The 21,531-nt window shown below is 64.0% G+C and carries 12 protein-coding genes; 6 read left to right on the top strand and 6 right to left on the bottom strand.

What is annotated here, in order from left to right:
- Nucleotides 1–91: 91 nt before the first annotated feature.
- The 6 genes from ACZ9C1_RS00675 (at nucleotide 92) to ACZ9C1_RS00650 (ending at nucleotide 6,441) form a co-directional block, all read left to right on the top strand.
- Nucleotides 92–2,563, top strand: coding sequence for a heavy metal translocating P-type ATPase (locus ACZ9C1_RS00675; protein ID WP_476253390.1), 2,472 nt, complete (start codon nucleotides 92–94; stop codon nucleotides 2,561–2,563).
- The gene (ccoS, locus tag ACZ9C1_RS00670; protein WP_102684671.1) at nucleotides 2,545–2,757 is read left to right on the top strand and encodes a cbb3-type cytochrome oxidase assembly protein CcoS; all 213 of its coding nucleotides are present in this window, start codon (nucleotides 2,545–2,547) and stop codon (nucleotides 2,755–2,757) included. The genes ACZ9C1_RS00675 and ccoS overlap by 19 nt, the downstream gene beginning before the upstream one ends.
- Nucleotides 2,750–3,433 carry a sulfite exporter TauE/SafE family protein gene (locus ACZ9C1_RS00665; protein WP_102684670.1) on the top strand — a complete coding sequence of 228 codons (684 nt, stop codon included), beginning with the start codon at nucleotides 2,750–2,752 and terminating at the stop codon, nucleotides 3,431–3,433. The genes ccoS and ACZ9C1_RS00665 overlap by 8 nt, the downstream gene beginning before the upstream one ends.
- Nucleotides 3,434–3,534: 101 nt before the next feature.
- Nucleotides 3,535–4,917, top strand: coding sequence for an oxygen-independent coproporphyrinogen III oxidase (hemN, locus tag ACZ9C1_RS00660; protein ID WP_476253389.1), 1,383 nt, complete (start codon nucleotides 3,535–3,537; stop codon nucleotides 4,915–4,917).
- A gap of 187 nt (nucleotides 4,918–5,104) precedes the next feature.
- Nucleotides 5,105–5,839: a Crp/Fnr family transcriptional regulator FnrA gene (fnrA, locus tag ACZ9C1_RS00655; RefSeq protein ID WP_023630845.1), complete on the top strand. Its 735-nt coding sequence runs from the start codon at nucleotides 5,105–5,107 to the stop codon at nucleotides 5,837–5,839.
- Nucleotides 5,840–5,892: 53 nt separating this feature from the next.
- Nucleotides 5,893–6,441 carry an adenine phosphoribosyltransferase gene (locus ACZ9C1_RS00650; protein ID WP_139672510.1) on the top strand — a complete coding sequence of 183 codons (549 nt, stop codon included), beginning with the start codon at nucleotides 5,893–5,895 and terminating at the stop codon, nucleotides 6,439–6,441.
- A gap of 121 nt (nucleotides 6,442–6,562) precedes the next feature.
- Here the strand turns inward: ACZ9C1_RS00650 and recR are convergent, their stop codons facing one another.
- The 6 genes from recR to ACZ9C1_RS00620 form a co-directional block, all read right to left on the bottom strand.
- A complete protein-coding gene (recR, locus tag ACZ9C1_RS00645) occupies nucleotides 6,563–7,165 on the bottom strand; it encodes a recombination mediator RecR (RefSeq protein WP_217868997.1) in 603 nt (200 codons plus the stop codon).
- 242 nt (nucleotides 7,166–7,407) lie between these two features.
- Nucleotides 7,408–15,444, bottom strand: a complete 8,037-nt coding sequence (locus ACZ9C1_RS00640; RefSeq protein WP_476253388.1) for a calcium-binding protein — start codon at nucleotides 15,442–15,444, stop codon at nucleotides 7,408–7,410.
- Nucleotides 15,411–17,468, bottom strand: a complete 2,058-nt coding sequence (locus ACZ9C1_RS00635) for a hypothetical protein (RefSeq protein ID WP_476253387.1) — start codon at nucleotides 17,466–17,468, stop codon at nucleotides 15,411–15,413. Before ACZ9C1_RS00635 ends, ACZ9C1_RS00640 begins: the two co-directional genes overlap by 34 nt.
- Before the next feature lie 52 nt (nucleotides 17,469–17,520).
- Nucleotides 17,521–17,904, bottom strand: a complete 384-nt coding sequence (locus ACZ9C1_RS00630; protein ID WP_277503293.1) for a hypothetical protein — start codon at nucleotides 17,902–17,904, stop codon at nucleotides 17,521–17,523.
- A gap of 47 nt (nucleotides 17,905–17,951) precedes the next feature.
- Nucleotides 17,952–19,376, bottom strand: coding sequence for an HlyD family type I secretion periplasmic adaptor subunit (locus ACZ9C1_RS00625; RefSeq protein ID WP_277503292.1), 1,425 nt, complete (start codon nucleotides 19,374–19,376; stop codon nucleotides 17,952–17,954).
- Nucleotides 19,377–19,381: 5 nt separating this feature from the next.
- The gene (locus ACZ9C1_RS00620; RefSeq protein WP_457378277.1) at nucleotides 19,382–21,526 is read right to left on the bottom strand and encodes a type I secretion system permease/ATPase; all 2,145 of its coding nucleotides are present in this window, start codon (nucleotides 21,524–21,526) and stop codon (nucleotides 19,382–19,384) included.
- Nucleotides 21,527–21,531 lie beyond the last annotated feature (5 nt).

Here is a 21,531-nt window from a genome sequence, read left to right as displayed (position 1 = left end):
CTCGTGGGGGGCGGGCCTGAAAACCAGCATTCCAGGCCCATCGCGGGGCAAGCCCGCTGCCACGAACCCGCTGCAGCAAGAAGAGATGTCGATGAGCCAACCCACCCCCTGCTACCACTGCGCCCTGCCCGTCCCCGCCGGCAGCCGCTTCACCGCCGTGGTGCTTGGCGAGCCCCGGGCATTCTGCTGCCCCGGCTGCCAGGCAGTGGCAGAGTCCATCGTCGCCGGGGGCCTGGAGCACTACTACCAGCACCGCAGCGACACCAGCGCCAACCCCGAGGCCCTGCCCCGCCAACTCCAGGACGAGCTGGCCCTATACGACCGCAGCGACGTGCAGCAGACCTTCGTGCGCCACACAGGCGAACTGGCCGAGGCCACCTTGCTGGTCGAGGGCATCAGCTGCGCCGCCTGTGGTTGGCTGATCGAGAAGCACCTGCGCACCCTGCCCGGCGTCGTCGACGCCCGGCTGAACCTGTCCAACCATCGCCTGCTGGTCAACTGGGACGACCAGCAACTGCCACTGTCGCAGCTGCTGGCCGGGCTACGCCACATCGGCTACGCCGCCCATCCCTACCAGCCCGACCAGGCCGCCGAACAGCTGGCCCGGGAGAACCGCAGCGCCCTGCGCCGCCTGGGCGTGGCCGGGCTGCTGTGGTTCCAGGCGATGATGGCGACCATGGCCACCTGGCCGGAATTCAACATCGACCTGTCGCCCGAGCTGCACACCATCCTGCGCTGGGTCGCGCTGTTCCTCACCACGCCCATCGTGTTCTACAGCTGCGCACCGTTCTTCAAGGGCGCGGCCCGCGACCTGCGTACCCGCCACCTGACCATGGACCTGTCGGTGTCGCTGGCCATCGCCCTGGCCTACTGCGCCGGGATCTGGACCGCGATTACCGGCCACGGCGAACTGTATTTCGACACCGTGGGCATGTTCGCCCTGTTCCTGCTCACCGGCCGCTACCTGGAGCGCCGCGCCCGCGAACGTACCGCGGCGGCCACCGCGCAGCTGGTCAACCTGCTGCCGGCCTCGTGCCTGCGACTGGACGCCAACGGCCAGGGCGAGCGCATCCTGCTCGGCGAACTGCAGTGCGGCGACCACGTGCAGGTATTGCCCGGCGCGGTGATCCCGGCCGACGGGCTGATCGTCGACGGCCGCTCCAGCGTCGACGAATCGCTGCTGACCGGCGAATACCTGCCTCTGGCACGCCACGTCGGCGACCGGGTGACCGGCGGCACCCTCAACGTCGAAAGCACACTCACGGTCGAGGTCCAGGCCCTGGGCCAGGACTCGCGCCTGTCGGCCATCGTCCGCCTGCTGGAGCGCGCCCAGTCGGAAAAACCGCGCCTGGCGGAAATCGCCGACCGCGCCTCACAATGGTTCCTGCTGTTCACGCTGGTTGCCGCCGCCGTGATCGGTGTCCTCTGGTGGCAGCTCGATGCGCCCCGGGCGTTCTGGATCGTCCTGGCCATGCTGGTCGCCACCTGCCCTTGCGCCCTGTCGCTGGCCACCCCCACCGCCCTTACCGCCGCCACCGGCAGCCTGCACAAGCTCGGCCTGCTGGTGACCCGCGGGCATGTGCTCGAGGGCCTCAACCAGATCGACACGGTGATCTTCGACAAGACCGGCACCCTCACCGAAGGCCGCCTGGCCCTGCGCAGCATCCGCCCGCTGGGCCGACTGGACACAGACCAGTGCCTGGCGCTGGCGGCGGCGCTGGAAAATCGCTCCGAACACCCCATCGCCCGCGCCTTCGGCCGCGCCGCGCAGGCGGCCGAAACCGTCACCGCCGTGCCGGGGCTAGGCCTGGAGGGCATACTGGCAAGCCAGCGCCTGCGCATCGGCCAGGCCACCTTCGTCTGCGCCCTCAGTGGCGCCGAGGTACCCAACGTGCCGGAACCACAGGGGCAATGGCTGCTGCTCGGGGACCGGCAGGGCCCACTGGCCTGGTTCGGCCTGGATGACCGCCTGCGCGACGACGCTCACGACCTGGTGACCGCCTGCAAGGCACGCGGCTGGAACACGCTGCTGCTGTCCGGCGACAGTTCGCCGATGGTTGCGCAGGTCGCCGCGCAACTGGGCATCGACCAGGCCGTCGGCGGCCTGCGTCCGGACGACAAGCTCGCCCGCCTGAAAACGCTGCAGGGTGAAGGCCGCAAGGTGCTGATGCTTGGCGACGGCGTCAACGATGTACCGGTGCTGGCCGCCGCCGACATCAGCATCGCCATGGGCAGCGCCACGGACCTGGCCAAGACCTGCGCCGACGCGGTGCTGCTGTCCAACCGCCTGCAGGCGCTGGTGCAGGCCTTCGACCTGGCCCGCCGGACCCGCCGCAACATTATCGAGAACCTGCTTTGGGCGACGCTGTACAATGGCCTCATGCTGCCGTTCGCCGCGCTCGGCTGGATCACCCCGGTGTGGGCGGCGATCGGCATGTCGGTCAGCTCGCTGATCGTGGTGCTCAACGCCCTGCGCCTGACCCGGCTGCCCAGCGGCGTGACGCCGCCCGGGCGCGAGCCCGCGTCGCTCGAAAGGAAACCGCTATGCCCGCCCTCTACGTGATGATTCCCGCCGCCCTGCTGCTGGTCGGTGTCGCCGTGTACATCTTCTTCTGGGCGGTGGACAGCGGCCAGTACGACGATCTGGAAGGCCCGGCCCACAGCATCCTGTTCGATGACCAGGACCCCTGCCACCAGGCCGCCGTGAAGCCCAAGGGCGAGAAACCCGAAGACCAGGACCCTGCCCCGCGTGCCTGAACTGATCCCCCTGCTGGGCTCGGCGCTGGTCCTGGGCCTGCTCGGGGGCGGCCATTGCCTTGGCATGTGCGGCGGCCTGATGGGCGCCCTGACCCTGGCCATCCCCCCCGAGCAGCGCAGCCGGCGCCTGCGCCTGCTGCTGGCCTACAACCTCGGGCGCATCCTCAGCTATGCCGCCGCCGGCTTGCTGCTCGGCCTGGCTGGCGTGGCCCTGGCCAGCAGCCCGCTGGCGACCGGTTTGCGGGTCGCGGCCGCGTTGCTGCTGATCGCCATGGGCCTGTACCTGGCCGGCTGGTGGAGCGGCCTGACCCGTATCGAGGCACTGGGGCGCGGGCTTTGGCGCCATGTGCAGCCGCTGGCCACGCGCTTGCTGCCGGTGTCCAGCCTGCCCCGGGCCTTGCTGCTGGGCGCCCTGTGGGGCTGGCTGCCATGCGGCCTGGTGTACAGCACACTGTTGTGGGCGGCGAGCCAGGGCGATGCACTGTACAGCGCGGCGCTGATGCTGGCGTTCGGCCTGGGCACCTGGCCGGTGCTGCTGGCCACGGGGCTCGCCGCGGAGCGCGTCGGTGCCCTGTTGCGCAATCGCGGGGTACGCATGGCCGGTGGCGTGCTGGTGATCCTCTTTGGCCTGTGGACCCTGCCCGGGCCTCACCAGCACTGGCTCATGGGGCATTGAGAGGCTACTGCGACCACCAGATCTCCTGATACAAATCAACACGATTTCTTACATCCGCCCCTAGACTCCGGACACTGCAGCTTTATCCGGGGACTACCCACATGCTCGACGACCTACGCTGGGACGCCGACCTGATTCGTCGCTACGATCTGGCCGGACCACGCTACACCTCCTATCCGACCGCTGTGCAACTGCATGGCGAAGTGGGCTCGTTCGACCTGCTCCACGCCCTGCGCGAGAGCCGCCGCGCCGCCCGCCCACTGTCGCTGTACGTGCACGTGCCGTTTTGCGCCAACATCTGCTACTACTGCGCCTGCAACAAGGTCATCACCAAGGACCGCGGCCGCGCCGCGCCCTACCTGCAACGCCTGGAGCAGGAAATCCAGCTGATCGCCTGCCACCTCGACCCCAAGCAAGTCGTCGAGCAGCTGCATTTCGGCGGCGGCACGCCGACCTTTCTCAGCCATGTGGAACTGCGCCAGCTGATGGCCACCCTGCGCCAGCACTTCCACCTGCTGGACGACGACTCCGGCGACTACGGCATCGAGATCGACCCGCGCGAGGCCGACTGGTCGACCATGGGCCTGTTGCGCGAGCTGGGCTTCAACCGTGTCAGCCTCGGCGTGCAGGATCTGGACCCCGCCGTGCAGCGCGCGGTCAACCGCCTGCAGAGCCTGGAGCAGACCCGCACCCTGATCGAAGCGGCGCGCACCCTGCAGTTCCGCTCGATCAACCTGGACTTGATCTACGGCCTGCCCAAGCAGACCCCGGAAGGCTTCGCCCGCACCGTAGAAGAAGTGATCCGCCTACAGCCCGACCGTCTGTCGGTATTCAACTACGCGCATCTACCCGAACGCTTCATGCCCCAGCGGCGCATCGACAGTAGTGACCTGCCGGCCCCGGCGGCCAAGCTGGAGATGCTGCACGCCACCATCGACCAACTGACCGCCGCCGGCTACCGCTACATCGGCATGGACCACTTCGCCCTGCCCGACGACGAGCTGGCCATCGCCCAGGAAGAAGGCACCCTGCAACGCAACTTCCAGGGCTACACCACCCACGGCCACTGCGACCTGATCGGCCTGGGCGTGTCGGCGATCAGCCAGATCGGCGACCTCTACTGCCAGAACAGCAGCGACCTCAACACCTACCAGGACTCCCTCTCCACCGCCCAGCTGGCGACCCAGCGCGGCCTGATGTGCAACCAGGACGATCGCTTGCGCCGCGCAGTGATCCAGCAACTGATCTGCCACTTCGAACTGGATTTCGAAGCGATCGAACACGCCTTCACCATCGATTTTCGCGGCTACTTCAAGGAGCAGTGGCCACAACTGCAAGCCATGCAACGCGACGGCCTGATCAGCCTGGACGCCAAGGGCATCCGCATCCTGCCGGCCGGCCGCCTGCTGGCGCGCTCGGTGTGCATGGTGTTCGACGCCTACCTCGCGCAGCAGAACCGCCAGCGTTTCTCGCGGGTGATCTGAGGCGCTTGAGGCGTTTCACCGCATGGACAGCCCGCCTTTCGAGGCACACTATGGACAGTTGAACGGTGACGGGACACACCTTCCGCACCGCTGCTAGCGTGCACCAAAAATGCGCACACTGGCCTACAGCCCATGCCGCAGGTTATCCTTACGGCTTATGTGTGCTTTCCCACAAGGATCGAAAGAAATGTCCGAGCCAGTAAAACTGCGCCCACACAACCAGGCCCACTGCAAGGATTGCAGCCTGGCCCCCCTGTGCCTGCCCCTGTCCCTGAACCTGGAAGACATGGACGCACTGGATGAAATCGTCAAACGCGGCCGCCCGCTGAAGAAAGGCGAGTTCCTGTTCCGCCAGGGTGACAATTTCGGCTCGGTCTACGCAGTACGTTCCGGCGCCCTCAAGACCTTCAGCCTCAGCGACAGCGGTGAAGAGCAGATCACCGGTTTCCACCTGCCCAGCGAGTTGGTCGGCCTGTCCGGCATGGACACCGAGGCCTACCCGGTGTCGGCCCAGGCCCAGGAAACCACCTCGGTGTGCGAGATCCCCTTCGAGCGCCTCGACGAACTCTCGGTACAGCTGCCACAGCTGCGCCGTCAGCTGATGCGGGTGATGAGCCGCGAGATCCGTGACGACCAGCAGATGATGCTGCTGCTGTCGAAAAAGACCGCCGACGAGCGCATCGCCACCTTCCTCGTCAACCTGTCGGCGCGCTTCCGCGCCCGTGGTTACTCGGCCAACCAGTTCCGCCTGAGCATGTCGCGCAACGAGATCGGCAACTACCTGGGCCTGGCGGTGGAAACCGTGTCGCGCGTGTTCACCCGCTTCCAGCAGAACGGCCTGCTCAAGGCCGAGGGCAAGGAAGTGCACATTCTCGACCCGATCCAGTTGTGCGCGCTAGCCGGTGGTGCACTCGAGGTCTGATCGCCGCGCTAAAAGGGTATACTGACGCCGAGTTTTTCCAGGATACCCGCCCCATGCACAGCGACACCTTCGACCTCAAAGCCTTGATCCGCCCGGTATTGGACTTCCCCAAGCCGGGCGTGATCTTCCGCGACATCACCCCGCTGTTCCAGTCGCCGCGCGGGCTGCGCTATGTCGCCGACCAGTTCATCGAGCGCTATGTCGAGGCCGAGTTCAGCCATATCGGCGCCATGGACGCGCGAGGCTTCCTGATTGGCTCGATCATTGCTCACCAGCTGAACAAGCCGCTGATCCTGTTCCGCAAGCAGGGCAAGCTGCCGGCTGACGTGCTGTCCGAGGGCTATCAGACCGAATACGGCGAGGCCTTCCTGGAAGTGCATGCCGACAGTCTCTGCGATGGGGATTCGGTCTTGATCTTCGATGACCTGATTGCCACCGGCGGCACCCTGCTGGCGGCCGCCAACCTGGTGCGCCGCACCGGTGCGCAAGTGTTCGAGGCGGCGGCGATCATCGACCTGCCGGAACTGGAAGGCTCGCGTCGCCTGCAGGCGGCCGGGGTGCCGACCTTCTGCCTGACCGAGTTTTCCCTGAGCGAATACTGAGTTCGCCTTCAAAACGATCGCGGGGCCAGTCGCATCGGCGCACCGCCGCTTCCACGCATGTTGATCTGCGCGGGAGCGGCGGTGCGCCGATGCGACTGGCCCCGCGATACTTTGCAACGACTTACAGCGAAATCGGCCGGCGCCCGGCAAAGGCGTGAGCCAGCGTCCCGCCATCCACCAATTCCAGCTCGCCACCCAACGGCACGCCATGGGCGATGCGCGTGGCAGTCAGGCCCTTCTCGGCCAGCAGCTGGGCGATGTAGTGCGCCGTCGCCTCCCCTTCCACCGTGGGGTTGGTGGCCAGGATCACCTCACTGAAGGTGCCCTGCTCCTCGATCCGCGCCATCAGCTGTGGAATGCCGATGGCATCCGGCCCCAGCCCGTCCAGCGGCGAGAGATGCCCCTTGAGCACGAAGTAGCGACCTCGATAGCCGGTCTGCTCCACTGCGTACACATCCACCGGCCCCTCGACCACGCACAGTTGCGTGTCGTCACGGCGCGGGTCGGCGCACTGCGGGCAGAGTTCCTGCTCGGTCAGCGTGCGGCATTGGCGGCAGTGACCGACACCCTCCATAGCCTGGCTCAGGGCCTGGGCCAGGCGCGTGCCGCCACTGCGGTCACGCTCCAGCAGCTGCAGGGCCATGCGCTGGGCGGTTTTCTGGCCGACGCCGGGCAAGATGCGCAAGGCGTCGATCAGTTGGCGGATCAGGGGGCTGAAGCTCATGGGAATGGCCTGACAGATCAATAAGACGCGGTTTATACCGAGCAAGGTGGGCAGCGTCAAATCAAAGGCGAACGATGACCAACCGTTGCGGTTGACCCGTGAACAGGCCCTGCGTTCACAAGGCGCATGATGATGAGCTGAGGGGATGCATCAAGACGTCCCGACCGCTTCCACACCTTGGGGGTGTACAAGCGGTCGGCCTGCACAGGTACGTGCCCTTCAGGCCACGTACCTGTCTGCCCTTACTGCCAGTTGCTGGCAATGACGGAGTCGAGTGCCTCCTTGTAGTTCTGCGGCAATGTCATCTGCCCTGCCGCGGGCGGCGCGAACGCTGCCATCGCCGAAACCAGCTGGTCGACCTGGCCATCGAGCAAGACCTTGCCATCACTGGTGCGGAACTGTTCGACATGCTGCGCCTTCTCCCAGTTGCCCGCGCCCCAGAACGACCATTTGGAGACCGTCACCTGGTCGTCTGTGCCAATCACACTGACCTCGAGATCCCAGCCATTCTTGCGGAACCACAGCTGTTCGGCCGAAATTCCCGGGCCAAACTGCAGCACATCTATGTTGGTGTCGCTGTCGAAGTCGTTGATGACGTCCCGGCCTCCTCCACGTTCGAACTTGTAGAGGTCGTCACCGGTTCCCCCTTCGAGGCGATCGTTGCCGGCCCCACCATCAAGTGTGTCGGCGCCACTGTCACCATACAGCTCGTCGGCGCCCTTGCCGCCCAGCAACGTGTCGTTGCCGGCGAACCCGTAGAGCTTGTCGTCACCGTCAAGCCCACTGAGCACATCAGCCTGGGTCTCGTCACCGAACAGCTGGTCGTTACCCTGGGTTGCGGAGCCCCTGGCCATTGTCTTGATCGTGTCGACGTCCCAGCGTGTGCCATCGGCGAAGCGGATCTGCTCGACCTGGTTCGAGGCGCTGGAGAACCAGCTGTTCACCTTCAGCGTGTCGGTGCTGCCCTTGATACCGATGTACAGGTTGGACAGATCCCGGCTCAGGCTGAGGTCGGACGGCGCGATACCCGCTGCGACTTCGATCACATCGAGGTTACCGGCCTGATAGTCGTAGTCGCTGATCTCGTCCTGCCCGGCACCCCGGTAGAACAGGTACGTGTCATTGCCAGCATCCCCCTGAAGCTTGTCATTGCCAGCACCGCCGTCGAGGATGTCCGCCCCAGGCCCACCATAGAGCATGTCGTTGCCGGCACCACCGTTGAGGGTGTCGTTGCCCGAGAGCCCGTAGAGCTTGTCGTTCCCCCCCAGGCCGTTGAGGGTGTCGTCGACCGCCTCCGCGCCTTGCAGCACATCATCGCCCTGGGTGGCCATGCCCTTGACCAGGGCCTGCACGGTAGCCACATCCCATGACGTGCCATCGGCGAACTGAACCTGTTCGACCTGGTTATCCTTGGCGAAGAACCAGTTGCTGACGGTCACCTTGTCGGTCGAGCCGCTGATTGCCAGTTCCAGATTGTCGCCTTGGCGCGATGCCTTGACGTCGGCCGCGACAATGCCTGGGCCGAACTTGATCACATCGACATTGCCTGTGGTCCAGTCGCGGTCGGAGATCGTGTCCTGCCCACCACCGCGCTGGAACAGATAGGTATCGTTACCTGCCCCACCCGACAGCGTGTCATTGCCGATGCCTCCGTCGAGAGTATCGTTGCCGTTGCCACCATCGAGCTGGTCGTTGCCAGCCCCACCGATGAGCACGTCGTCACCGGACAAGCCATAGAGCTTGTCGTCGCCCGCCAGGCCATCGATCCGCTCGTTGCTGTCGTCGCCATAGACGGTGTCGGCGGCTTCGCTCGGCGCCACCCGCGACAGACGCCGCAGGTCGTCGACTGTCCAGACGCTACCGTCGGCGAAGGCCACACGCTCCACCTGGTAATTGGCGTCGGTGTAGCTGCGGATGGTCATCCGGTCCGTGGTGCCTTTGATGCCCAGCTGCAAGTCCCAGAGATCGCGGGTCAGGGTGATATCCGCCGCGCTGATCCCCGCGGCAACCCTGATCGTGTCGTTGTTGCCGACGCTCATGTCGAACTCGCTGATGCTGTCCTGCCCCATCCCTCGGTAGAACAGGTAGACATCATCGCCCTGACCACCACTGAGGCTGTCATCACCGGCCCCGCCATCCAGGATGTCATTGCCAGCATCTCCGTTGAGCGAGTCGTTGCCGTCGCCACCCTCGAGGGTGTCATTGCCCGCCTCACCGTACAGGTTGTCGTTACCGGCCCCACCGATGAGCCGGTCATCGCCGGCACCGCCATAGATCCGATCGTTACCCGCCAGCCCGTCGAGCACATCGGCGCCGCTATCCCCGTACAGCATATCGGCCCCTTGGCTGGGCGTGCCGCGCGTCATGTTCTTCAGCGCCTCCAGGTCCCAGGTCGTGCCGTCGGCGAACAGCACACGCTCGAAGCTGTAGTTGACATCGTTGAAGAAGGTGATCGTCACTTTGTCGGACGTGCCCTTGATCGCCAGGGTGAGATAACCGCCATCTCGGCTCACCAGTACATCGGCCGGCGTGATGTCGGCGGCAACCTGAAGGGTGTCGACATTGCCCACGGTCGGATCGAAGTCGACGATCGTGTCCTGCCCCATGCCACGGTAGAAGCGGTAGGTGTCGTTGCCCGTGTCCCCCGACAGCCGATCATTGCCTGCCCCGCCATCGAGGATGTCGTTGCCGATTTCCCCGTAAAGCGAGTCATTGCCATCACCGCCGTTGAGCACATCGTCCCCGGCGCGACCGTAGAGGTAATCGTCGCCGGCCAACCCATTGAGCGTGCTGGCCTGGGCATCCCCACGCAGGTTGTCGGCACCCGCCGTGCCATTGATCACGGTCGTGGCAGGGCTCACGACGATGTCGAATACATCACTGGCCTCGGCCGCCGACTGGTCCACCGCCGTGACCTTGATCGATAGCGTGCCGCCCTCGACCGGCGTGCCACTGAAGGTACGGCTGGCTGCATCGAACACCAGCCAGCCCGGCAGGGCCGCCCCGCTGGCGAGAGTTGCCCGATAGCTCAGCCGGTCACCTGCGTCGACGTCGCTGAAGGTGTTGGCCGGCAGCGCGTATTGCAGTGCCTGGCCACTCTTGAGGTTCAGGTCGACGATGGCATTGGCCAACTGCGGCGCGTCATTGACGTTGGCGATGTTCAGGCTGAAAGCATCGGACACCGCGGCACCCGCCTTGTCGGTCGCCGTGACCAGGATGTCCAGGCGGCCGACCTGGGCATTGCCCGGCGTCCCGCTGAAGGTACGGGTTGGCGCATCGAAGCTGAGCCAGCCCGGCAACGGCTTGCCATCGGTCAAGGTAGCGCGCAGCGTCAGGGTATCTCCGGCATCGGCGTCGTTGAACGTGTTCATGCCCAGGGTCAGGACAAATCGACTGTCCTCGGCCACGTTCTGGTCGGTGATCGCGGAAGCTACCGTGGGCACGCGGTTGGCCAGCGTGGCCAGGGTCGCGGTGTTCCAGACCTTGCCGTTGGCGAATTCGATGCGCTCGATAGCATGACCGCCAGCGGCGGTCCAACCCGAGACGATCTGCTGACCGTCGTTCAGGCGCAGGACCATGCCCTGGGCCGAGTGTTCGACCGCCACGTCGCGCTCCTCGATACCCGCCTCGAAGACGATGCTGTCGGTACCGCCTGCGACACCAAGCGCCTCGCTGATGACGTCCTGGCCGTGCCCCGCACCAAATACATAGCGGTCGTTGCCGCTGCCACCTTGCAGGAAGTCGTTGCCCGCGCCACCGTACAAGCGGTTGTCCAGCGTATTGCCGATCAGTTCGTTGTCCGCGCTGTTGCCCGTTGCATTCAAGGCCGGCCCGACCAGTTCCAGGCGCTCGACGTTTGCCCCGAGAGAGAAGTCCACACTGGCGAAGACTCGGTCGAAGCCACTGTCGGGCGCCTCGATCGCCTGGTCACCCAGATGATCGACGAAGTAACTGTCGTTGCCCCCGCCGCCATGCATCTGGTCAGCGCCCTGGGCGCCATCCAGCCGGTTGTCCCCACGGTTGCCACGCAGGATGTTGTCGACCGCGTTGCCGGTACCGTTGATGTCAGCATCGCCGGTCAGCTCGAGGTTCTCGAGATGAGTGGCCAGGGTGAAGGAGACCGAGCTGCGGACGGTGTCCGTGCCCTCGTCGGCCGACTCGACGATGCGGTCGGCGCCGTCATCGACCACATAGATGTCGTCGCCCAGGCCGCCCACCATCACATCCGCGCCCCCGGCGCCATCGAGCATATTGTTGCCCGCGTTGCCAACCAGCCGGTTGGCCAAGCCGTTGCCCGTTCCGTTGATGGCCGCCGAACCTTGCAACTGCAGGACTTCCACTTCATCGGCGAGGACATGGCTAACGCTGGACTTGACCACATCGTAGCCACCACCGACCACTTCCTTAACGACATCGCCAGGGTGGTCGACGATATAGGTGTCATCACCCAGCCGCCCCTCCATCACATCGGCACCGACGCCACCGTCCAGGGTATTGCCCCCGGCATCCCCCACCAGCAGGTCGTTACCCGCCGTTCCAGTCAACAGCACCTTGGGTTGCGCGCCGCCCTGACCAAAGGTGAAGTGGCTGGCGGACAGTTGGCCCGCAGTCACACCCTTGAGCGTCAGGTATTGGGTACCACTGGCCATGGTCCCGAGCCAAACCCGCAGGTACTGCTGGCCATCGACGGTGACGGTGCTGAAATTGAGGTCGGCAAAGCCGCGTACCGCATGAATCTGCGACAGGTCGATCGTTTCCTTGGGGTTGCCCACCTCGAAGTCGTCGATCAGGTTGGCCATGACACCTTGCGAGGCGCTGGCGCGCAGGTCTTCGACCAGCACGAAGCGATCGTTGCCGGCACCGCCGGCCACCGAGGCGCCGGTGTGGGTCGCCGCACCACTGAGGTTGATGTTCGCAGACAGCAACGTGGTGGTGGCATGGTCGCTGATCGCCTGGTCACCCTCCAGGTACAAGGTATCGTCGCCGGCATCGCCCCCCAGGTAATCCAGCCCCGCGCCACCGTACAGCACATCGTCGCCTGCCCCCCCACGCACGACATCGTTGCCTTCGCCGCCGTTGATCAGGTCATTGCCACCGACGGCTGAGTCGGTGGAGGTCTCACCGACCAGCACATCGTTCCCCAGGCCACCCTGGATCGTATCGCTCCCCGTGCCACCAAACACCCGCTCGCCCGCATCGTTGGTCCAGTACCGGAAACCACCACTGGTGTTCGGCAGGTTGCGCTCGGTGGCCGTGCCATCCAGGCCGAAACCGTAGCCCGACGCTTGCGTTAGCTGATTCACACGCAGGGCCTGCGGCGTGTGAATGAAACTGCTCAATGTCAGGTCTGCGGCCTGTACATTCCGGAGCACCAGCACCTGCCCATCGCCGAGGTCCAGACGCGCATCGGCACCTTGCTGGGAAATGGCCATCGTCGCATAGGTGTCGGCGGTAAAGCCGGAGAGCACGATCCGGTCGGTACCGATCACGAAATCGGTCAGGGTGTCGGTGTCCCCGGCAGCCTTGTCGATGATGAAGTAATCGGTATCGGCACCACCGCTCAGGGTATCGTTGCCCTGCCCACCGATCAGCGTGTCGATGCCGGCCCCGCCGGCCAGCACATCATTGCCGCGTCCACCCACGAGGGTGTTGTTGGCCGCGTTGCCGGTCAGCGTATCAGCGAACTCCCCACCGATCAGGTGCTCGATCTGGCCTGGGTTGGCAATGGTCAGGCGCGCACCGGCCAAAGTAGCTTCGCCCTTGGCCAGGTCGATGCTGCTGGCACTGGTAATGGCCGCCACATTGATCGTGTCCTGGCCGCCATCGGTGTCGTTGAGCACATTGCGTGCGCCCGTCCCGGCGAGTTGCGCGAACTCGTTGGTGTACACGTACTGGTCGTCGGCACTGGCGCCCCTGCCAAAGACATTCAGGCTCCAGTTGTTCAGCGTGCCGATATCGCCCGTCACGCTGTCGATCACGTGCAGCGTCCAGTTGCCCTGCACCGCTTCGCCCCGCAGCAACGCGGTGCTAAAGACATAGTCCAGGCTCTGCGCGCCGTCGAAGCTGGCATTGCCACGATCACTGGCATCACTGCCAGGCGCCTTGCCAGGGCGATTCATCAGGATCGACTCAGTGCCCGAGGGCGAGATCAGCTTGAGGATCAAGTCACCGGGCCGGGCATGGGTCAGGCTCACCTTGACCTCGACATGCTCGGCCAGCAAGTCGACATTGCCCATGCTGAGCGAATGGCTGATCCCAGCACCTTGCCCGTCGCTGATTGGCCGATTGAGCACGCCCGAATCCAACGGTGTGGCCAGGCTGAGTTCGTTGGTCAGGATTTGCTGGCTGTTCCAGGTTTCTGCCAGGCGCACCGCCGCGCGGGCGTCGACTTCACCGTAGCCGTAGTCATGGCTAACGTGCATACCGCCGCCGTTCCAGTTCTGGCCACCATTGGTCTGCCAGGTGGTGGCGCTGTCATTCACCTTGCGGGCGGAGATCGCAAGGATCTGCTGAACGTCGCGATAGCCCAGCGTGGGGTTGGCTTCCAACATCAACGCGACGATGCCCGAGACGATCGGTGCCGCGAAGCTGGTGCCCTGGGAGACGCTGGTGTCACTACCAAAAGTCGAGCCGTTGTCGTTCTGAACCAGGCGCGAGGTCGACGTCACATTTGAACCCGGTGCACTGACCAGGATACTGGCCCCTGGGCTGGAGAACGGCTTACCGCCCAGCTGCAAGGCCCCCAGGTCGGTGGTCGCGTTGATCGCGCCCACGATGACGCTGCTGCGGCTGTTGGTGAGGTTCGAGTAGTTGGTGTTGCCGCCTTTCTCACGATCGTTGCCGCCGGCCGTGACGATCACCGTGCCCAGGCCATCACGCCCTTGGCCAATAGCCTGCTTGAACGGCGTGGGCATCAATCCCAGTTCGGTCGGCGTGAACTTCAGGTCGAAGTGGTTGCTGCTGCCCCAGCTGTGGTTCACCACATCGTACTCGCGCATATGCGACAGGTTGGTGAAGTCATGCTTGTCGACCCAGTAGCCGGCGATGCTGGCGTCGTAGGCCACGCCGACACTGCCTTCACCGTTGCGCGAGGCGACCATGACACCGGCGACGAGCGTCGCATGGTCGCTGAACTTGCCACCACTGCCCTCACCGGCCATCTGCCCCGGGGTCGCGTTGGCCAGCCACTGCGGGTCGAGGTTATCCTTGAGGTCGGCATGGCGGTAATCGAGGATTTCCCGCGTGGTGCCGAACGGGCTCTGGATTTCGACCTGGGCGATCCGTACACCTTTGCCGGTGTAATCCTTCCAGACTGGCAGGATATTGGCCTGGGACAGGTACCACTGGTCGGTCACCAGCGGATCGGCCGGCAGGTCAGCGGTGCGCAGGTAGACGGCAGCGCGCATCGTTGCGCTCTCACCTGTCCCCATGTTGACGACCGTGGTCGCCGCATGGCCCTTGGCGTCGGCCACGGTGTACTTGAAACCCATCACGCCCGTGAAGGTCGCATCCGGGGTGAACAGCACGTCCCCCGCCTGGGTCAGGCTGGCGCTACCCCCCACTACCTCGAACAGGCCGGTGATGTGCAGGGCGTCGTGCTGCCAATCGATATCGTTCTGCAGCAACTGCTCCTTGCCGATCAGGTGCGCGCTGGTGCGCTCGAAGGCGACACCCGCCCGATCCTTGCCCAGGACATCCTTGACCAGCAGAGGGTTCTCGCTGCCAGCGCTGGTGGCGCTCGGAATCTCCACCTGCTTGAGGTTGCGGAAGTTGGCGCTCTCGACGTTCTTCAAGAAGTCTGTGCCATCGCGGCCCGCCACCGTGTCGCTGATCCAGACACCTTCGGCGGTACGAGTCAGACGGTAGTCGGCAAAATCACCCGACAGTTCCACGACGTCCAGGCCATCGCCACCGTCGATCACATCGTCGCCAGCACCACCGATCAGTACGTCGTCCCCGGCGCCGCCGTTGAGGCTGTCGTCATCGAGGCCACCTTCGATCAAATCGTTGCCTTCGCCACCGAACAACTGATCACGCCCACGGTGGCCACGCAGCACGTCATTGCCAGCATTGCCGTTGATGAAGTCATCGCCATCCTCGCCAGAGAGGGCATCGTTGGCCGAACCGCCGACCAGCACGTCGTCGCCATCGCCACCACGCAGGTAGACCGTGCTGCTACCCCCACCGATGAACACGTCATCACCGCGTCCGCCCTGGGCGATCTCCACGCCGGCCTCGGCCAGGTTCAGGCGCACGCCCTTGTCACCGAGCACCTGCACGATGTCGGTGCCGTCACCACCGTGAATGTCGTTGCCGTCACCACCGTGATGCCGGGCAGGTCGTCACCGTCGATCAGCAGGACATCGTCACCGGCCCCACCATTGAAGCTGTCACTGCCTTGGCCACCGGCCAGCCAGTTGCTCTGGGCATCACCCAACAGCACATCGTTGCCTGAACCACCGGTGGCATTATTGACCCCTTTGAGCGCCACATCGATGCGCTCTCCCGTGGTCGAAGCGGAAACGTAGCCCTTGACCGGCGCCACCTGCCCGGCCCCCTGGGTGGAAACGATCGTGCCGTTGCCACTGGCGCTGAACACGTGTCCGTTCGGGTTGGCCACGAAGTTTGCAGCGATGGCTTCCTTGGTCGCGCCGTTCTGCACAAAGGTGCCGCGCGCCAGGACTTCGTTGCCGTCACGCACTTCGCCGCTCTGTGCCTGGTTACCCAGGTTGATCCGGGTGATGCCCAGTTCGGTCAGCGACTTGAGCTCGCTGGTTTCACCCGTCTCGATGCTGCCATTGCCGTTGAGGTCCAGCCAGCTCTTGCCATCGTGATTGCCATCGACCCAGACCTTGACGCTCGACCAGGCCGCATCCTGGCTGTCGAACACCCCATCGGCATTGCTGTCGAGACTGGCCAACGCGGCGAAACCGTTGGCGAAACGCTTCTGGCCGGCATCGCCATTGCTGCCGGCCGCCCCGCCAAAGTATTCGGAAAGGGTCTCGCTGATGTTGTCGATTTTGCCATTGGCATTGGTGTCGACCACGACAATGCCATCCTCGGCACTGACCCAGCCGGTTTCCTCGAGACTGCCGCCATCGTTGTCAGCGTCGAAGAACACCGGGGCCGTCAGGTAATCGGTCAAGCGCACGCCATCGCCATTCAGGTCCAGGACCAACGGGTCGGTAGGCAGGGTCAGACGTGCGCGGGCATCGCCTGAGTTCAGCAATGCACCCAAGGTACTGCCATAGGACAGCCCCTGGCTGGAGCCACGCAGACTGAAGTCGAATACATCACTGGCGGTGTTGATGTTGCCTGGGCGATAACCGTCGGCAAGGATCTGAGTCGCGGCGGCGGTAAAGGTGTTGTTGACCCAGTTTCCTTGCATCTGGTTGATATTGAGCTTGTTGGGGTCGTAGGTAATCGTCCAGCCACCACCGCTGCGCACCAGACCATCGGCCACCTGGGCGGCATTGCGCTCGTGATCGGTGGCGCCCTTCTCGGTCACGCTGCCCGCATTGTTGATATCGAGCTTGAAGTAATTGTCACTGACCGACGCAATGGGGATAGAAGGAACGCCCACGTATTTCTTGATCTGCGCGGCATTCTCAAGGTAGACCTCGCCGCCGCTTACACCGCCACCAGGCTTGGGCGCGTACTGGCCACCGGGGTTGTCGGAGGCAAACTTGTCCGCCCTGGCAGTAGCCCACTCCCTGCCATTGTTGTAGTACGTGATCAGTACCGCATCCTGGGTGTCCTGATCATAAGAGGCCCAGGCGGCACCCGCTCGCTCCGCATAGAAGGCGCGACCTTCCTGCAACATCAATGCGGCGAACTTCAGGCTGGCACTGTTTTTTTCATCAGAGAGGTCACTGACCAGCGACTTGTAGTCCCCGTTGTAACCTTTCAGGCCCAACGGATCCTGCTCGGGGTTGGCGGTATTGTACTTTGCCAGCAGGTCGATCGCGGTCAGGATCTTGATATTGCCTGGCCCGACATCATTGAGTACCGGGTTGTCCCATTTGATCAGTCCTTTCTTGATCGATCCGGCCGAGACCACATCACTCAGGATCTGCTTATCCTTCACCACGCTGTCGTAGTTGCTTTTGATCTCTTCATGACTGAAGGCGGACACCCGCGCCGTCTGGATCTTGTCGACGGTACCTAGCGACTCATACTCTTCACCAATCGCCCCGAGTATGCCCTGAGCGGTGACATCCGCCGCGCCAAGCTCGTTGGCAATCGCCTTGGCCCGTTCAGCCTGGCTCTTTATGTACTCGAATGTGGATTCTTTAAACGCCATCGCTCAATTCCTTCTGACTAGATAACTTGACCAACCTTTGCGAAGGACCGGGTCATGAAGAGCCATACCCAAACATCAAGATCCCCCCCAGAAAAACGCCATGTCCCACAACGGAGACCATGGAAACGACCAGGCCAGCCCTGTTCAAGGCGCGCCAGCGGCCCATGCGCCCCAACAAGGCACACACGCCGCCCAACCAACCCAATTGCGCCAGCGCCAGAAGCTGGATGACCAGCATCGGCAGCGTCCAGTGATCGCCGCCACTGCCCTGTATCCAGACCAGATAGGAGAAAACGCTCAGCGGCAGACTACAGCCCCAGATGAACCAGGACGCCGCGTGCGCGGGCCTGAACGTCAACAGCCCCAGGCTCGCCAGCAACACACAGAGATAAGCAGGGCCGATCACGGCCCCCAGCAACGCCTTCAGTTCCAACATCCAAGACTCCCCAAAACGACCATTACACCAATCAGCAGGTCGTGGCCTCAGCGCTCGCGCAGGCTTTCATTCGCATACTGCTGCAAGGGGCTGAGGAAGTAATCGATGACCTTGCGTCGGTCGGTCTTGATCTCGACCGTGACCGACATGCCTGGCGAAAGCGCCACCTTCTGGTCGCGCACCCAGATGAAATCCTGCAACAAGCGCACGCGGCTGCTGTAGATCAGCCCGCGCTTTTCATCCTCGATGGCGTCGTTGGAGACACTGACGACTTCGCCCGCCACTGTGCCGTATTTGGTGAACGTGAAGGTTTCCACTTTCACGCTGGCCTGCTGCCCCTCTCGGACAAACCCCACGTCCTTGTTCTCCAGCATTGCCTCGACCTCCACTGGCTGGTCGCTGGGCACGATGACCAGCAACGGTTGCGCGGCCGTCACCACGCCACCGACGGTGTGGATCGCCAGTTGCTGCACGGTGCCGTCCACAGGCGCGGTGAGACTCATCAGATGGTCACGCTGCTCGGCTTTTTTCAGCTCCTGGGTCAACGAGGCAACTTGCTGTTCTGCTTGCTGCTGCAGGTCAAGCATGCTGCGACGGGTCTGCGCCAGGGTGCCCTCGCGGCGGCGCTCGGCCTCCTTGCGGCTGGCCGTGAATTCGATCACCCGCGCTTGCTGCACGGCCAGGTCGCGCTCCTGGTCGAACAACGCCTGCTGTTTTTCCAGGTAGGCGTGACGCGGCACATACTGCTGCTCAAGCAAGGCGCGATAGTCCTCGGCCAGGCGGCGAGTAATCGGCAGCGTCTGCTGCAAGGAGGCGACAATGGCCTTGGCTGACTGGATTTCCGCCGAACGCTGCTCGATCTCCGCGCTCACCTGGTCCAACGCATTGCGCATTTCCAGGTACTGCCCCTGCAACCAGCGTTGTGCCGCTTGCACCTGCTCGGCCCCGGCCTCCGGCAGGTAACGCGCCAGAGAGCCTGGCGCCTGGTTGCCCTGGATCGACTCGAGCAAGGCGCTGGCTCGCGCACGATCGACCTGCGCAGCCAGCAACTCGCTTTGCAAGCGCTTGACGTCGGCGCCGGAAGCGCTCGTGTCGAGCTCCACCAGCACGTCACCCGCCCTCACCACCTGGCCATCGAAGACCCGAATCGCCTTGACCACCGCCACTTCGCTCGGTTGGATGATCTTGCTCTTGCCACTGGCCACCACCTTGCCACGGGCCGTCGCCACGACTTCGATCTCGCCCAAGCATGCCCAAGCCAGCGCCAGTGCGGCAAACAGCATGATGACCCACTGGATGTAGCGTGGAGCCGGGTGCGCGGGCTGCTCCTGCAAGGCCAGCGCGGCCGGCAGGAACTGCACCTCGTGCGCCAGGCGCGGCGGTGCGTCCAACTGTTTGCGTCGGCGCCAGGCCTGGCTCCAGGCACGCCGGTAGCGCTGCCAAAGTTCACGTTTGGCGGAAGGTTCACGCATGGCCACTATCCTTGTTGCAAACGGTGCAGGCGCGAGTAGTACCCCGCCTGGTGTTCCAGCAGTTGCGCATGAGTGCCCTGCTCGACGATCTGCCCACGATCCATCACCACGATCCGGTGGGCATCGCGCACCGCCGACAACCGGTGCGCAATGATGATGACCGTGCGGCCCTTGCAGATGGTCTGCATGTTCTGCTGGACGATGCGCTCGGACTCATAGTCCAGCGCACTGGTCGCCTCGTCGAAGATCAGGATCCGCGGGTTGCCGATGAGCGCCCGGGCAATCGCCACGCGCTGGCGTTGACCACCGGACAACGAGGCACCATGTTCACCGACGATGGTGTCGTAACCTTCCGCCAGCTCCAGGATGAAGTCATGCGCACCGGCCATCCTGGCGGCATGCATCACCGCCTCCAGCGGCGCGCCGGGATCGCTGAGGGCAATGTTCTCGCGGATGCTGCGGTTGAACAGCATGTTGTCCTGCAGCACCACGCCGATCTGTCGGCGCAACGACGAGACATCGGCCAGTGCCAAGTCCATGCCGTCGACCAGCACTCGACCTCGCTCAGGTACATAGAGGCGCTGCAACAACCGGGTCAGTGTGCTTTTGCCCGACCCTGAGCGCCCAACTACACCAATCACCTCACCGGCCTTGATGTCCAGGCTGACGCCACGCAATACCTCGGAGCCGTCGGGCCGGTAGCGGAAATGCACCTGGTCGAACTCGATGTGCCCCTTGAGTGTGGGCAACGCGCTGCGGGTCGCCTGCGACAGCTCGGTCTGGGTGTTGAGAATATCGCCCAGGCGCTCGACCGAAACGCCCGTCTGCTGGAAATTGGTCCACAACTGAGCCAGGCGCATGATCGGCTGGCTCACCCGCCCCGCGAGCATGTTGAACGCAATCAGCTGGCCGACGGAAAGCTGCCCATCGATCACCAGGCGCGCACCGAGCCAGAGTGTTGCCACGGTCACCAGCTTGCCAATCAGGGAAACACTTTCATTGGCGATGGTGGACAGGGTCTGGGTCTTGAACCCGGCACTGACATACGCTGCCAGCTGGTTGTCCCACTTGCGCGTCACCTGTGGCTCGACCGCCATCGACTTGAGCGTGTCGATGCCATTGACCGTCTCCACCAGAAACGCCTGGTTCTCCGCACCGCGGGCAAAGCTCTCGTTCAGCCGCGCGCGCAGCATCGGGGTGATCACCAGCGAGACAACGAAGTAAAGCGGCAGCGACAACAGCACCACCAGTGTCAACCAGCCGCTGTAGAAGAACATCACGGCGATGAACACCACCGAGAACAGCACATCCAGCAACAGCGTGATGGCATTGCCGGTCAGGAAACTCCGGATATTCTCCAGCTCACGTACCCTGGCGACCGAGTCACCAACGCGCCGGGCCTGGAAGTACGACAGCGGCAGCGTCACCAGGTGCCGAAACAACCTGGAACCCAACTCGACGTCGATACGGCTGGCCGTGTGGGCAAAGACATAGCTGCGCAAACCACTCAGGATGGTTTCGAAGAGCATGATGCCCAGCAGGCCGGTGGCGATCACATCCAGCGTGGTCAAACCGTGGTGCACCAGCACCTTGTCCATGACCACCTGGAAGAACAACGGCGTCAGCAACGCGAAGATCTGCAGCACGAACGATACCAGCAAGACTTCGCCAAGCAGCTTGCGGTACTTCACGATGGCAGGAATGAACCAGGTGAAATCAAATCGGGACAACTCGGTCGCCAACGATGCCTGGGAGCGCAGCAGAATCATTTCGCCACCCCAGCGTGCATGCAGTTGCTCGGCATCGAGCAGTTCCGGGCGCTGGGACAGGGGATCGTGGATCAGCACCTTGCCCTGATCGATACGAGCAATGATGAAAAAGCCCCCGTCGCTGTCGCAGGCAATGGCGGGCAATGGCGTTCGCGCCAGCCGCTCGAAGGTGGTGCGGATCGCCTTGGCTTTCAGGTCGAGCTGACGGGCCGCCAGCAGGATCTCGGCCCTGCCGAAGGCCTGACCCTGAGCGAGATACTCATGGGCCAGTTGTTCGGGTGAAACCGCGAGATTGTGAAAGCGCGCCAACATGGCAAGGCAGGCCAAACCTGTGTCGAGTGCGCCTTTGGGTTGGGCCGCGTCGGCCCTGGGTCCTTGCATAAGTG

The organism is Pseudomonas sp. TE21435 (assembly GCF_056279265.1).
The sequence above is the reverse complement of the archived record's forward strand: the minus strand, read 5'-3'. Positions and strand labels throughout refer to the sequence as shown.

Bases quoted from the DNA above. Each gene is read 5' to 3' on its own strand.
- ACZ9C1_RS00675 (WP_476253390.1), top strand. From the start codon at position 92: ATGAGCCAACCCACCCCCTGCTACCACTGCGCCCTGCCCGTCCCCGCC.
- ccoS (WP_102684671.1), top strand. From the start codon at position 2,545: ATGCCCGCCCTCTACGTGATGATTCCCGCCGCCCTGCTGCTGGTCGGT.
- hemN (WP_476253389.1), top strand. From the start codon at position 3,535: ATGCTCGACGACCTACGCTGGGACGCCGACCTGATTCGTCGCTACGAT.
- fnrA (WP_023630845.1), top strand. From the start codon at position 5,105: ATGTCCGAGCCAGTAAAACTGCGCCCACACAACCAGGCCCACTGCAAG.
- ACZ9C1_RS00650 (WP_139672510.1), top strand. From the start codon at position 5,893: ATGCACAGCGACACCTTCGACCTCAAAGCCTTGATCCGCCCGGTATTG.
- recR (WP_217868997.1), bottom strand. From the start codon at position 7,165: ATGAGCTTCAGCCCCCTGATCCGCCAACTGATCGACGCCTTGCGCATC.
- ACZ9C1_RS00635 (WP_476253387.1), bottom strand. From the start codon at position 17,468: ATGGCGTTTAAAGAATCCACATTCGAGTACATAAAGAGCCAGGCTGAA.
- ACZ9C1_RS00630 (WP_277503293.1), bottom strand. From the start codon at position 17,904: ATGTTGGAACTGAAGGCGTTGCTGGGGGCCGTGATCGGCCCTGCTTAT.
- ACZ9C1_RS00625 (WP_277503292.1), bottom strand. From the start codon at position 19,376: ATGCGTGAACCTTCCGCCAAACGTGAACTTTGGCAGCGCTACCGGCGT.
- ACZ9C1_RS00620 (WP_457378277.1), bottom strand. From the start codon at position 21,526: ATGCAAGGACCCAGGGCCGACGCGGCCCAACCCAAAGGCGCACTCGAC.